The following is a 14,165-nucleotide window of genomic DNA, read 5'->3' as shown; positions in this document are numbered from 1 at the left end:
GTCAGGCTGATATACTCATTTGCATCGCAAATTTAGGAGTAGAAGCCCCAATGAATGCCGAAAAACCTCCGGTAGCTCACAACGTTGACCATGAAGAAATTGCCAAGTTTGAAGCAGTCGCGTCACGCTGGTGGGATCTTGAGGGTGAATTTAAGCCGCTGCACCGCATTAACCCACTGCGTCTGGGCTATATTACTGAGCGCTCAGGCGGCCTGTTTGGTAAAAAGGTACTCGACGTCGGATGCGGCGGCGGTATTCTGGCGGAGAGTATGGCGCGCGAAGGTGCCACCGTCACCGGACTGGACATGGGTTTTGAACCGCTGCAGGTAGCAAAACTGCATGCGCTGGAAAGCGGCATCCAGGTAGAGTACGTACAAGAAACCGTCGAAGAACATGCGGAAAAGCATGCACATCAGTATGACGTTGTCACCTGCATGGAAATGCTGGAGCACGTGCCGGACCCACAGTCAGTGGTCAGAGCTTGCGCCAGGCTGGTCAAACCGGGTGGCGAAGTATTTTTCTCCACGCTTAACCGCAACGGCAAATCCTGGCTGATGGCTGTGGTCGGAGCGGAATATATTCTGCGCATGGTGCCGAAAGGCACGCACGATGTGAAAAAATTTATTAAGCCTGCTGAATTATTAGAGTGGGTTGACCAGACCGTACTGAAAGAGCGTCATATGACCGGTCTGCATTACAACCCCATCACCAACACCTTCAAACTTGGTCCGGGCGTTGATGTGAACTATATGGTACATACCACCGCTAAGGTTGATTAACCGCTCCTGCAGGCCGGATAAAGCGTGCAACGCCGCCATCCGGCATGCTAACTGGAACAATGCCTGATGACGTTTCGCTTATCAGGCCTACAAATCCTGTGCCAGATCATAAGAACTTTCCTTGCCTTAGATGAAGAAATCAGCACTCGATCAAATTTTCTATTTTTTTTCTCAATTATTGACATCCCCGCCAGGCCTTATAAGACGCGCACTTAGCGATTATCACCCTTTTGCAACCTCAATTTAACCTCAAAATCAACTCTTGTGCTGAAAAGAATCCCTACTAGAATACTCACCATATAGCGTCTATTTTATCAAACAACCCCTACATATAGTATTTATCCACAGACTTAGTCACAACATGACTCTGTGGATAATATGGGGGATATTTTTTCTTTCACGGACAGGTAAAAAACCACATGAATCAGAGTCTGCTGGTGACAAAGCGTGATGGTAGTACAGAGCGCATCAATCTCGACAAAATCCACCGAGTTCTGGATTGGGCGGCAGAAGGACTGAATAACGTATCGATTTCTCAGGTCGAGCTGCGCTCCCACATTCAGTTTTATGACGGAATCAAGACCTCCGACATCCATGAAACAATCATCAAAGCAGCCGCCGACCTGATCTCCCGCGAAGCGCCGGATTATCAGTACCTGGCCGCCCGTCTGGCGATTTTCCACCTGCGCAAAAAAGCCTACGGTGAGTTTGAACCGCCAAAACTGTTCGACCATGTCGTGAAAATGGTTGAAATGGGCAAATACGACAATCATCTGCTGGAAGACTACACGGAAGAAGAGTTCAAGCAGATGGACTCGTTCATCGTACACGACCGTGATATGACCTTCTCCTACGCTGCGGTGAAGCAGCTAGAGGGTAAATATCTGGTGCAAAACCGTGTTACCGGTGAGATCTATGAAAGCGCACAGTTCCTCTACATTCTGGTAGCGGCTTGCCTGTTCTCTAACTATCCGCGTGAAACACGTCTGCAATATGTAAAACGTTTCTACGATGCCGTTTCTACGTTCAAAATCTCGCTGCCGACGCCGATTATGTCCGGCGTGCGTACCCCTACGCGTCAGTTCAGCTCCTGCGTACTGATCGAGTGCGGCGACAGCCTGGACTCCATCAACGCAACCTCCAGCGCAATTGTGAAATACGTTTCTCAGCGTGCCGGTATCGGTATTAACGCTGGTCGCATCCGTGCGCTGGGTAGCCCGATTCGCGGCGGTGAAGCGTTCCACACCGGCTGTATTCCGTTCTACAAGCATTTCCAGACGGCGGTGAAATCCTGCTCTCAGGGTGGCGTACGCGGTGGTGCAGCCACGCTGTTCTACCCAATGTGGCACCTGGAAGTTGAAAGCCTGCTGGTCCTGAAAAACAACCGTGGCGTAGAAGGCAACCGCGTACGTCACATGGACTACGGCGTACAGATCAACAAGCTGATGTACACCCGTCTGCTGAAAGGCGGCGACATCACCCTGTTTAGCCCGTCTGACGTTCCAGGTCTGTATGACGCGTTCTTCGCCGATCAAGATGAGTTCGAACGTCTGTACACTCAATATGAAAACGACGACAGCATCCGCAAACAGCGCGTGAAAGCGGTTGAGCTGTTCTCACTGATGATGCAGGAACGTGCCTCTACTGGTCGTATCTACATTCAGAACGTTGACCACTGCAACACCCATAGCCCGTTTGATCCGGTTGTCGCGCCGGTACGCCAGTCCAACCTGTGTCTGGAAATCGCCCTGCCGACCAAACCGCTGACCGACGTTAACGATGAAAACGGCGAAATTGCGCTGTGTACGCTGTCCGCATTTAACCTGGGCGCTATCGAAAGTCTGGACGAACTGGAAGAGCTGGCTGTGCTGGCGGTACGTGCGCTGGATGCGCTGCTCGATTACCAGGATTATCCGATTCCGGCCGCCAAACGCGGTGCGATGGGTCGTCGTACGCTGGGCATTGGCGTGATCAACTACGCTTACTGGCTGGCGAAAAACGGTAAACGCTACTCTGACGGCAGCGCCAATAACCTGACTCACAAAACCTTTGAAGCGATTCAATATTACCTGCTGAAGGCTTCTAACGAGCTGGCAAAAGAGCAAGGCGCATGCCCATGGTTTAACGAAACCACCTATGCGAAAGGCATTCTGCCGATTGATACCTATAAAAAAGACCTGGATGCTATCGTCAGCGAGTCCCTGCATTACGACTGGGAAAGCCTGCGCGAATCAATTAAAACTCACGGTCTGCGTAACTCCACGCTGTCAGCCCTGATGCCGTCCGAGACCTCTTCGCAGATCTCCAACGCCACCAACGGCATTGAACCGCCACGCGGTTACGTGAGCATCAAAGCATCGAAAGATGGGATTCTGCGTCAGGTCGTGCCGGACTACGAACACCTGCACGACGCATACGAACTGCTGTGGGAAATGCCGAACAACGATGGCTATCTGCAGCTGGTAGGTATCATGCAGAAATTTATCGATCAGTCGATTTCCGCCAACACCAACTACGATCCGTCGCGCTTCCCGTCCGGAAAAGTACCGATGCAGCAGTTGCTGAAAGACCTGCTCACCGCCTACAAATTTGGTGTCAAAACGCTGTATTATCAGAACACCCGTGACGGTGCGGAAGACTCTCAGGACGATCTGGTACCGTCCATTCAGGACGATGGCTGCGAAAGCGGCGCATGTAAGATTTAATCTTTTGCCGGGTGGCATAGCGCTTACCCGGCCTACAAATTAATTCGCGGTATTGTATGCCGGATAAGCAAAGAACATCCGGCAGTACATTCCAGACAGGATTCACATCAATGGCATACACCACTTTTTCACAGACGAAAAATGATCAGCTTCTGGAACCGATGTTCTTCGGCCAGCCGGTGAACGTCGCCCGCTACGATCAGCAAAAATATGACATCTTCGAAAAACTGATCGAAAAGCAGCTCTCTTTCTTCTGGCGTCCGGAAGAAGTCGATGTTTCTCGCGATCGTATCGATTTCCAGGCGTTGCCGGAACATGAAAAACATATCTTCATCAGCAACCTGAAGTATCAGACGCTGCTGGACTCCATTCAGGGACGTAGCCCTAACGTCGCGCTGCTGCCGTTAATCTCGATCCCTGAACTGGAAACCTGGGTGGAAACGTGGGCGTTTTCTGAAACGATCCATTCCCGCTCCTACACCCACATCATCCGTAATATCGTTAACGATCCGGCGGTGGTGTTTGACGATATCGTCACCAACGAGCAAATCCAGAAGCGAGCAGAAGGCATTTCCAGCTACTACGACGAATTGATCGAGATGACCAGCTACTGGCACTTGCTCGGTGAAGGTACGCATACCGTTAATGGCAAAACGGTTGTTGTAAACCTGCGTGAGCTGAAGAAGAAGCTGTATCTGTGCCTGATGAGCGTGAACGCGCTGGAAGCGATCCGCTTTTATGTCAGCTTCGCCTGCTCTTTCGCCTTCGCCGAACGTGAACTGATGGAAGGCAACGCGAAAATTATTCGTCTGATCGCCCGCGACGAAGCCCTGCACCTGACCGGTACCCAGCATATGCTGAACCTGCTGCGCAGCGGCGTGGACGATCCGGAGATGGCGGAAATTGCCGAAGAGTGCAAACAGGAGTGCTACGACCTGTTCGTACAGGCCGCGCTGCAGGAAAAAGAGTGGGCAGACTACCTGTTCCGCGATGGCTCAATGATTGGCCTGAACAAAGACATTCTGTGCCAGTACGTTGAGTACATCACCAACATCCGTATGCAGGCTGTTGGGCTCGATCTGCCGTTCCAGACGCGCTCTAACCCTATCCCTTGGATCAATACCTGGCTGGTGTCTGACAACGTCCAGGTTGCGCCGCAGGAAGTGGAAGTCAGCTCTTATCTGGTCGGCCAGATCGATTCCGAAGTCGATACTGACGATCTGAGTAACTTCCAGCTCTGATGGGCCGCGTAACTCTGCGCATCTCTGGCACACAGTTGCTGTGCCAGGATGAACACCCTTCCCTGCTTGCCGCGCTCGAGTCGCACGATGTTGAAGTCGAATATCAGTGTCGTGAAGGCTACTGCGGCTCCTGCCGTACCCGCCTGGTGGCGGGACAGGTTGACTGGATTGCAGAACCGCTGGCCTTCATTCAGCCCGGTGAAATATTGCCGTGCTGTTGCCGGGCAAAAGGCGATATTGAAATAGAGCTGTAGTGTTTAGTGAACTTCATGCGCGGAGACCAGTACCACGTCTCCGCGCTTTTTCATCTGCATGATGTACAGCGCCCCGGCCAGTACCACCAGCAGTGCACCCACCAGATAAATCGCCCGATATCCCACACCCTCGACCATCATCCCCATGATAAATGCGCCGATTGCCATTCCCGCATCCATCGCATTGAAAAACAGCGAATTGGCGATACCAATTTTATGGGGTTCCACCGAGCTAATAATTTGTGTCTGAAATACCGGCGTAACCGAACCATAACCAATGCCGATTAATCCACCTGAAATAATCATCATAATGCTGCCGTTAGTATAGCCCAGCGCCACCAGCCCAACGGTAAAGGCCAGCAAACACGGGTAGACTACGTATTTCGGCCCTTTTTTATCACAAATATTGCCGGTAAAGGTTCGACAGATCATCAGGCAAATGGCGTAGCACAACAGGAAATTACTGGCGGCGGCCATCAGATCTAACTCCCGTGCATACAATGCCAGGAAGGCGGAAACACCCGCGTAGGAGAAAGTCATGAAAAACGTCACCATCGCAAAAGGCATCGCGGCACGGTCAAACATTGCCGCAAACCCAAGCTTCGGTTTGGAGCCGTCAGCATGGCGGATAACTGGCGGTACGGTAACGATCAAAGACAGGATGATACCTAGCGTGGCAACCGCGCTACACAGCCAGAACGCCGTGGTAAATGCCCCCCAGCGCGCCATGTTCAGGCCCACCCATGGCCCCACAACCATCGCCAGCCCCATCGCTAATGAGAAAAAACTGATGCCCTCCCCACGTCGGGAGGCCGGTATCAACCGCGCGGAAATCGTTCCTTTTACCGTGGTAATAACGCCAAACGTCACACCATGAAGCACCCGAATTAACAGCAGTGATTCAATTGAGTGGCAAAAAGGATACAGCGCAGTGACCACCAAAAAGGCCAGAGAAGAGAGCACCAGAATCGTTTTATTCGAATATTTTCCTACCCATTGTCCCGCAAACGGGCGCACAACAATAGCGGCCCCCAAAAAGAAGGTGACTAATAATCCGGCCTTATCTGGAGTGGCATGCAGGCGATCCGAAATATAGATCGGTAATAGCGTGAGCAGGACATAAAAAACAAAAAATATAATAAAGCTGATTATCGTTATCGCCCAAAAATCTTTCGTCCACAGTTTTTCTTTCATATTCGACAGCCTGTCCAGACGGCGCACGCAGGCAACGCTCAGCTCAACTGAACTACGGACAGGTGCGTCGAAGTGTGATTTTACGGTAGACCGCAAGTATAAACAGGCCCATTATATTAGAGAAATTAATCGTTTTAATATTGTTGATTAGAGGGAGCTAATGACATTAACACAGATCCACGCCCTGCTTGCCGTGCTTGAGTACGGTGGTTTTACCGAAGCCAGCAAGCGGCTATATATGACCCAATCCGCCGTAAGTCAGGCAATTTCAGCCCTGGAGGAAGAGCTAGGGGTTGATATTCTTATCCGCGAACGCCGCAAAGACATTCAACTTAGCCCAGCCGGGTGTCGGATCGTTTCGCACCTGCGGACAATCGTGTCTGAAACCAACGCGGTGAAAGAGATTGCCGAGCAAGAACGACAAAACCCGGCCCGAACTCTGCGTATCGGCTGCTTTCCCAGCGCCTGTGCCTGCATTTTGCCCGGCATCATCCACCACTTCGAACAGCACCACCCGCACATCAAAATTATCCCTTATGAAGAAAACAGCACGGCAATCGTTGATTCCCTGCGCAGTGGGGATATCGATGCGGGATTTGTACATTTCCCGGTAAATGACATGTACTGCGTACCGGTGTATCGCGACAAATTTACCGTCGTGCTTCCTGAAAGCCATCCGCTGGCTGCCACCAGCACAATTTCAGTGGAACAACTGGTTGGAGAACCGCTAATTATCAGCAAAGGTCGCTATGAATTAAGCATCATGGCGCTATTTAAAGAGAAGGGAATTGAACCGGTCATTAAATACGAGTTTAACCATCCGGATACCGCGATGAGCTTTATTCGTCAGGGGCTGGGTATGGCGTTATTACCGGAATTAACGCTGAAGGCGGTTGGAGGGAAAGTGCGCTCTGTCGCGCTGGAACCGACGTTCTATCGACAGATATCCTTACTGGCAAAAGAGCCGCCGGTGGACGGCAGCCCTTTATTTCTCCTGCAGGCATGTATGGAAACGTTGACAACAGACGGCCTTATCTAGCAGTTAAAACGTTTCATCCATTAAGGCCTGTGACCGGAGGTGCATCACAGGCCTTACGCCATCACTCTTTATTTAAGAATTTCACTGCTTTGTCGGGGAAGTCGGTGAACAGCCCGTCAACGCCCGCCTTGTTATAAAGAATGCCATACAGCTGGTTTACATCAGTGGTGTAATCCGGCAGTTGATCGGCACGAACGGTATAAGGATGCACCACCATCTTATTCTGATGTGCATCCTGCACCATGCCAGTTAACGAGATATTGCCCTTCTTCGACTTCTCATCAATCAGCATGTGGTAGTCCGGCCCAATGCCGTCCGCATACTGCGCAACCTGCTTCATGGCACCCGGTTTAAACATCCAGTCGTAGTTGTAATTAACCCAACTACCGTCCGGCTTTTTCTCCTGGGTTTCATTCCAGTCAGTGTACGCAATCAACTGTACCAGATTGAGATCCATCCCCATCTTCGGTTCCAGTTCATTTTTAATGCGCTTCAACTCAGCAACATCAAAACACTGTAGATAGACCTTGTCGTTCTTGTCGGTATACCCGTACTTTTTCAGTACTTCCAGCGTCTTAGCCGCAATGTCCTTTCCTTCCTGGTGATGGAACCACGGCGCTTTCATTTCCGGGTAAATACCGATGTTTTTACCGGTGGAATGATTTAATCCCTGAACAAACTCAATCTCTTCTTCGAACGTGTGCACGCGGAAATCAGATTTACCCATCGGGAAACGCCCTGGGTAGGTCTGGACCTTTTTGCCATTTTCGATATCGAAGCCTTCGGTAAATTTCAGCGATTTAATTTCATCCAGCGTAAAGTCGATAGCGTAGTAACGCCCGTCTTTACGCGCACGTTCCGGAAAACGCTCGGCAACATCGGTAACGCGGTCAAGATAGTGGTCATGCAGGACGACCAGATGGTCATCTTTGGTCATCACCAAATCTTGTTCCAGGTAATCCGCCCCCTGAGCATAGGCCATCGCTTTCGCAGGTAGCGTATGCTCCGGCAGATAACCGCTGGCGCCACGGTGCGCAATCACGATCTTATCTGCGGCAACCGCCGCACTGCTGACCACCATACCTGCGATCATCAGTGCCACGCTGAGACTTTTCAATGTGGTTTTCATCTATTAGCCCCCGTTACGCTTAAGTTCCATCTCTTTGTGATGGCGTTTTTCGCCAATCATGACGACCACCAGCAGAATAACCGCCAGCACGCTACCGCCAATCATTACCATAAAGCCGCCGTCCCAACCGAAGAAGTCAACGGTGTAGCCAACAATGGCGCTCGCGGCCACAGAACCGCCGAGATAACCGAACAGACCGGTAAAGCCAGCCGCCGTTCCCGCCGCTTTTTTCGGTGCCAGTTCCAGCGCGTGCAGACCAATCAACATTACCGGGCCGTAGATCAGGAAGCCGATGATGATCATACAAGCCATATCGACGTTCGGGTTGCCTGCCGGGTTCATCCAGTAAACGATGGTCGCAATAGTTACCAGCGTCATAAAGAACACGCCGGTCGCGCCACGGTTACCACGGAAGACTTTATCCGACATCCAGCCGCACAACAGCGTGCCCGGAATACCCGCATACTCATACAGGAAGTAGGCCCAGGATGATTTGTCCAGTGCGAAATGCTTCACTTCTTTCAGGTAGGTCGGTGACCAGTCCAGGATGCCGTAACGCAGCAGATAAACAAACACGTTAGCGATAGCGATGTACCACAACAGTTTGTTCGGCAGTACGTACTGCATGAAGATCTGCTTTGCAGTCAGCTCTTCTTCCGCTTTCTCGGTGTAATCGTCCGGATAGTCGTTCTTATACTCTTCGATAGGCGGCAGACCACAGGACTGTGGTGTGTCACGCATCAGGGCAAAAGCAATCAGCGCGACGACGATCGCACCGAAAGCAGGCATATACAGCGCCGCTTTCCAGTCATTGAACCAGGCCATACCCAGCAGGAACAACAGCGGAGGCAGACCACCACCCACGTTGTGCGCACAGTTCCAGACGGAAACAATGCCCCCACGCTCTTTCTGCGACCACCAGTGCACCATAGTACGGCCACACGGCGGCCAGCCCATCCCCTGGAACCATCCGCAGAGGAACAGCAGCACAAACATTATCGCGATGCTCGATGTCGCCCACGGTACAAAGCCCATGAACAGCATTACTGCGGCGGCCAGAATCAGACCGGCTGGCAGGAAAACGCGCGGATTCGAGCGATCCGAAATGGACCCCATGATGAATTTCGAAAATCCGTAAGCAATGGAGATACCGGACAACGCAAAACCCAGATCGCCACGCGAGAAACCTTGCTCAACCAGATACGGCATCGCAAGGGCAAAGTTCTTACGTACCAGATAGTACGCGGCATAACCAAAGAAAATCCCCAGAAAAATCTGCCAACGTAATCGACGATATGTCGGATCGATCTCCGCTGCAGGTAAACGCGCCGTGTGTGACGCTGGTTTAAAAATGCTCAACATAGTGTAGCCTCCGTGGCCGTCTTTCATTCGAAGTAAACACTGTAGTTCGTCATTACTACCCTACCGCTCCCAGTGTGGCCGCGATGTTAAGGAAAGATACATAACAAAAATGTGAAACGCAGCACATATTGTTACAGATTTATGACAAATGTTCATAAAGGCGCACGAAATCACGTTTCATTTTCGAATAATGAGCGATTATGCGCGAAATCAAACAATCCATGTTTTTTATGTGGCTAAATGATAAAAAACGAACTGTGAGGAAAAACAATGAAAACTCGCGACTCGCAAACAAGTGACGTGATTATCATTGGTGGGGGAGCAACAGGTGCAGGGATCGCACGCGACTGTGCGCTGCGCGGGTTGCGCGTCATCTTAGTGGAACGCCACGATATCGCCACTGGTGCGACCGGGCGCAACCACGGCCTGCTGCACAGCGGTGCACGCTACGCCGTCACCGACGCTGAATCTGCCCGTGAGTGCATCAGCGAAAACCAAATCCTGAAACGTATCGCCCGTCATTGCGTTGAGCCAACGGACGGTCTGTTTATTACCCTGCCGGAGGATGAGCTGTCCTTCCAGGCCACCTTTATTCGCGCCTGTGAAGAGGCAGGGATCCGCGCAGAAGCGATTGACCCTCAGCAGGCACGTATTATCGAACCTTCCGTGAATCCACAGCTGATTGGTGCAGTAAAAGTACCAGACGGGACGGTCGATCCTTTCCGTTTAACCGCGGCTAACATGCTGGATGCGCGTGAGCATGGCGCGGTTATCTTAACGGCACATGAAGTGACGGGACTGATCCGCGAAGGCGCAACGGTTTGCGGCGTTAATGTGCGCAATCATCTGACAGGCGAAATGCAGTCCCTGCATGCACCGGTTGTCGTCAACGCTGCCGGGATCTGGGGTCAACGCATTGCGGAATATGCCGATCTGAGCATCCGTATGTTCCCGGCCAAAGGTTCGTTGCTGATTATGGATCATCGCATTAACCAGCATGTCATTAACCGCTGCCGTAAGCCTTCTGACGCCGATATTCTGGTGCCTGGCGATACCATTTCACTGATCGGTACCACCTCACAGCACATTGATTACGACGATATCGACAGCAACCGCGTCACCGCAGAAGAGGTCGATATTCTGCTGCGTGAAGGCGAGAAGCTGGCGCCGATTATGGCGAAAACGCGCATTTTACGCGCCTACTCCGGCGTACGCCCGCTGGTAGCCAGCGACGACGATCCAAGCGGTCGTAACGTCAGCCGTGGGATTGTACTGTTCGATCACGCAGAGCGTGACGGACTGGATGGTTTTATCACCATTACCGGCGGCAAACTGATGACCTACCGCCTGATGGCAGAATGGGCCACCGATGCCGTTTGCCGTAAGCTGGGCAATACCCAACCTTGTACAACGGCAGACACCGCGCTGCCTGGTTCGCAGGAGTCTACCGAGCATACGCTTAAACGCGTGATCTCATTGCCCGCGCCATTGCGCGGCTCAGCGGTCTACCGTCACGGCGATCGCACCCCAGCGTGGCTTAGCGAAGGCCGTCAGCACCGCAGCCTGGTCTGCGAATGCGAAGCGGTCACCGCAGGTGAAGTGCAATACGCCGTCGAGAATTTAACCGTCAACAGCCTGCTCGATTTGCGTCGCCGTACCCGTGTTGGAATGGGGACCTGCCAGGGCGAATTGTGTGCCTGCCGCGCCGCAGGTTTGCTGCAACGTTTTAATGTCACTACCGCAGCGCAGTCTATTACCCAGCTTTCCGACTTCCTCAACGAACGCTGGAAAGGCGTGCAGCCTATCGCCTGGGGAGATGCGCTGCGCGAAAGCGAATTCACGCGCTGGGTTTATCAAGGGTTGTGTGGTCTGGAAAAGGAGCACCAGGATGAAATTTGATACCGTCATTATCGGCGGCGGCCTCGCCGGACTGCTATGTGGCCTGCAACTGCAAAAAAGCGGACTGCGCTGCACGATTGTTACCCGCGGCCAAAGCGCCCTGCATTTTTCCTCCGGATCACTGGATTTGCTCAGCAGCTTACCCGATGGTCAACCGGTGACGGATATTGAAGCGGGTTTGAATGCGCTGCGCACTCAGGCACCCGCACATCCGTATAGCACCATCGGAACGCAGAACGTTCTGGAACTGGCCCAACAGGCGCAAAATTTACTGGAAGAATGCGGAACACATTTGCAGGGCAAAGTGCATCAGGCGCATCAACGTGTTACTCCGCTGGGCACCCTGCGCTCAACCTGGTTAAGTTCCCCGGAAGTGCCGGTCTGGCCGCTGTCCGCACAGCGTATCTGCGTTGTAGGGATTAGCGGGTTACTGGATTTTCAGGCGCATCTCGCCGCGGCATCATTACGCCAGCGCAATCTCAGCGTTGAGACGGCAGAAATCCAGCTACCGGAGCTGGATGTCCTGCGTGATAACCCGACCGAGTTTCGCGCCGTCAACATTGCGCGCCTGCTGGATAACGAAGATAAATGGTCGCTGCTCTATGACGCATTGCTGCCAATGGCAAAAACCTGCGACATGATAATCATGCCGGCCTGCTTCGGTCTGGCAGATGAGCGGCTCTGGCAGTGGCTTAACGAGCGCCTCCCCTGCTCGCTGACACTGTTACCGACCCTACCTCCTTCGGTACTGGGCATGCGTTTGCACAACAAATTGCAGCGCCAGTTTGTGCGTCAGGGCGGTGTGTGGATGCCGGGTGATGAAGTGAAAAAAATCACCTGTCAGGATGGCGTGGTCAGCGAAATCTGGACCCGAAATCATGCCGATATCCCCTTGCGGCCACGTTTCGCCGTGCTCGCCAGCGGCAGCTTCTTCAGCAGCGGACTGGTCGCCACGCGTGAGGCAATCCACGAACCAATCCTGGGACTGGATGTACATCAAACTGCCACCCGCGCCGAATGGTATCAGCGTGATGTTTTCGATCCACAACCGTGGCAACAGTTTGGCGTAACTACCGATGCCGCATTGCGACCATCACTTGCGGGAAAAACGATAGAGAACATGTATGCCATTGGTTCCGTCCTCGGCGGATTCGACCCTATAGCCCAGGGTTGCGGAGGCGGCGTGTGCGCAGTTAGCGCCTTACATGCCGCACATCATATTGCGAAACGTGCAGGAGGACAGCAATGAGCGACACACGTTTTGAAAGTTGTATCAAATGCACGGTGTGCACCACCGCCTGCCCGGTAAGCCGCGTCAATCCGAGCTACCCAGGCCCTAAACAAGCTGGCCCGGACGGTGAACGCTTACGCCTGAAAGATGGCGCGTTATATGACGAGGCGCTGAAATATTGCATCAACTGTAAGCGCTGCGAAGTGGCCTGTCCGTCAGACGTGAAAATCGGTGATATCATCCAGCGCGCGCGCGCCAAATACGACACAACGCGCCCATCGTTGCGTAACTTTGTCTTAAGTCATACCGATTTAATGGGTAGCGTATCCACCCCCTTCGCCCCAATAGTGAATACCGCCACCTCACTAAAACCGGTACGTCAGCTGCTGGATTACGCGCTAAAAATCGATCATCGCCGTACGCTGCCGAAGTACTCCTTTGGCACCTTCCGCCGCTGGTATCGCAGCGTTGCCGCACAGCAGGCGCAGTATCAGGATCAGGTCGCCTTTTTCCACGGCTGTTTTGTGAATTACAACCATCCCCAGCTCGGCAAAGACCTGATCAAGGTGTTGAATGCGATGGGAACCGGCGTGCAACTGCTGAGTAAAGAGAAATGCTGCGGCGTACCGCTGATTGCCAACGGCTTTACCGATAAAGCGCGTAAGCAGGCAGTAAGCAACGTGGCCTCACTCAGGGAGGCGATCGATGGTAAAGGCATTCCGGTGATCGCCACCTCATCAACCTGTACCTTTGCGCTACGTGATGAATATCCGGAAGTGCTGGATGTCGACAACTCAGGCCTGCGTGAACACATTGAACTGGCAACCCGCTGGCTGTGGCGCAAGCTGGATGAAGGTAAAACGCTGCCGCTGAAAACGATGCCGCTGAAGGTGGTCTATCACACGCCATGTCACATGGAGAAAATGGGCTGGACCCTCTATACGCTGGAGCTACTGCGACAAATCCCGGGGCTGGAGCTGACGGTGCTGGATTCTCAGTGTTGCGGGATTGCCGGGACTTACGGCTTTAAAAAGGAAAACTATCCGACTTCACAGTCTATTGGCGCACCATTATTCCGCCAGATTGAAGAAAGTGGCGCTGATATCGTCGTCACCGACTGCGAAACCTGTAAATGGCAGATTGAGATGTCTACCAGTAAGCGTTGCGAACATCCCATCACCCTGCTTGCCAAAGCGTTGGGTTAACTCTGTTGCCCGGTGGCGTTTGCTACCGGGCATTTTTGCGCACCTTGCTCTGTTTAAGTGAATACGTTGCAGCCAGATGTATTTATCTCTGATTCACCCACGCAAAGAACCCATTCCCCACGTGCAG

At 52.5% G+C, this 14,165-nt stretch carries 11 protein-coding genes; 8 read left to right on the top strand and 3 right to left on the bottom strand.

The window, feature by feature from the left end; translation table 11 throughout:
- Positions 1-50 precede the first annotated feature (50 nt).
- The 4 genes from ubiG (at position 51) to yfaE (ending at position 4,979) form a co-directional block, all read left to right on the top strand.
- Positions 51-779 carry a bifunctional 2-polyprenyl-6-hydroxyphenol methylase/3-demethylubiquinol 3-O-methyltransferase UbiG gene (gene ubiG, locus OGY83_RS23230; RefSeq protein ID WP_008785314.1) on the top strand — a complete coding sequence of 243 codons (729 nt, stop codon included), beginning with the start codon at positions 51-53 and terminating at the stop codon, positions 777-779.
- A 419-nt stretch (positions 780-1,198) separates the two neighbouring features.
- On the top strand, positions 1,199-3,484 hold the full coding sequence (nrdA, locus tag OGY83_RS23225; protein ID WP_048215880.1) for a class 1a ribonucleoside-diphosphate reductase subunit alpha: 2,286 nt from the start codon (positions 1,199-1,201) through the stop codon (positions 3,482-3,484).
- 110 nt (positions 3,485-3,594) lie between these two features.
- A complete protein-coding gene (gene nrdB, locus OGY83_RS23220; protein ID WP_003027605.1) occupies positions 3,595-4,725 on the top strand; it encodes a class Ia ribonucleoside-diphosphate reductase subunit beta in 1,131 nt (376 codons plus the stop codon).
- A complete protein-coding gene (yfaE, locus tag OGY83_RS23215; RefSeq protein WP_003027609.1) occupies positions 4,725-4,979 on the top strand; it encodes a ferredoxin-like diferric-tyrosyl radical cofactor maintenance protein YfaE in 255 nt (84 codons plus the stop codon). Before nrdB ends, yfaE begins: the two co-directional genes overlap by 1 nt.
- A gap of 3 nt (positions 4,980-4,982) precedes the next feature.
- Here yfaE and OGY83_RS23210 read toward each other — a convergent pair whose 3' ends face one another.
- Positions 4,983-6,173: an MFS transporter gene (locus OGY83_RS23210; protein ID WP_079937686.1), complete on the bottom strand. Its 1,191-nt coding sequence runs from the start codon at positions 6,171-6,173 to the stop codon at positions 4,983-4,985.
- Between the two features lie 160 nt (positions 6,174-6,333).
- Between OGY83_RS23210 and OGY83_RS23205 the strand changes: the two genes are divergently transcribed.
- Entirely contained in the window at positions 6,334-7,212 is an 879-nt protein-coding gene (locus OGY83_RS23205; protein ID WP_079937687.1) for a LysR family transcriptional regulator, read from the top strand.
- 61 nt (positions 7,213-7,273) lie between these two features.
- On the opposite strand, the gene glpQ is transcribed toward OGY83_RS23205, so the two are convergent.
- A complete protein-coding gene (gene glpQ / locus OGY83_RS23200) occupies positions 7,274-8,341 on the bottom strand; it encodes a glycerophosphodiester phosphodiesterase (protein WP_286636998.1) in 1,068 nt (355 codons plus the stop codon).
- A 3-nt stretch (positions 8,342-8,344) separates the two neighbouring features.
- Positions 8,345-9,703 carry a glycerol-3-phosphate transporter gene (glpT, locus tag OGY83_RS23195; protein WP_286636997.1) on the bottom strand — a complete coding sequence of 453 codons (1,359 nt, stop codon included), beginning with the start codon at positions 9,701-9,703 and terminating at the stop codon, positions 8,345-8,347.
- Between the two features lie 270 nt (positions 9,704-9,973).
- Between glpT and glpA the strand changes: the two genes are divergently transcribed.
- The 3 genes from glpA to glpC are packed head-to-tail and all read left to right on the top strand — an operon-like array spanning position 9,974 to position 14,038.
- The gene (gene glpA / locus OGY83_RS23190; protein WP_079937689.1) at positions 9,974-11,602 is read left to right on the top strand and encodes an anaerobic glycerol-3-phosphate dehydrogenase subunit A; all 1,629 of its coding nucleotides are present in this window, start codon (positions 9,974-9,976) and stop codon (positions 11,600-11,602) included.
- Positions 11,592-12,851: a glycerol-3-phosphate dehydrogenase subunit GlpB gene (gene glpB / locus OGY83_RS23185; RefSeq protein WP_286636996.1), complete on the top strand. Its 1,260-nt coding sequence runs from the start codon at positions 11,592-11,594 to the stop codon at positions 12,849-12,851. The genes glpA and glpB overlap by 11 nt, the downstream gene beginning before the upstream one ends.
- The gene (gene glpC, locus OGY83_RS23180; RefSeq protein ID WP_286636995.1) at positions 12,848-14,038 is read left to right on the top strand and encodes an anaerobic glycerol-3-phosphate dehydrogenase subunit GlpC; all 1,191 of its coding nucleotides are present in this window, start codon (positions 12,848-12,850) and stop codon (positions 14,036-14,038) included. Before glpB ends, glpC begins: the two co-directional genes overlap by 4 nt.
- Positions 14,039-14,165: the final 127 nt, after the last annotated feature.

The sequence above is a fragment of the Citrobacter sp. Cpo090 genome, assembly GCF_030332665.1.
GTDB lineage: Bacteria > Pseudomonadota > Gammaproteobacteria > Enterobacterales > Enterobacteriaceae > Citrobacter > Citrobacter portucalensis.
The sequence above is the reverse complement of the archived record's forward strand: the minus strand, read 5'-3'. Positions and strand labels throughout refer to the sequence as shown.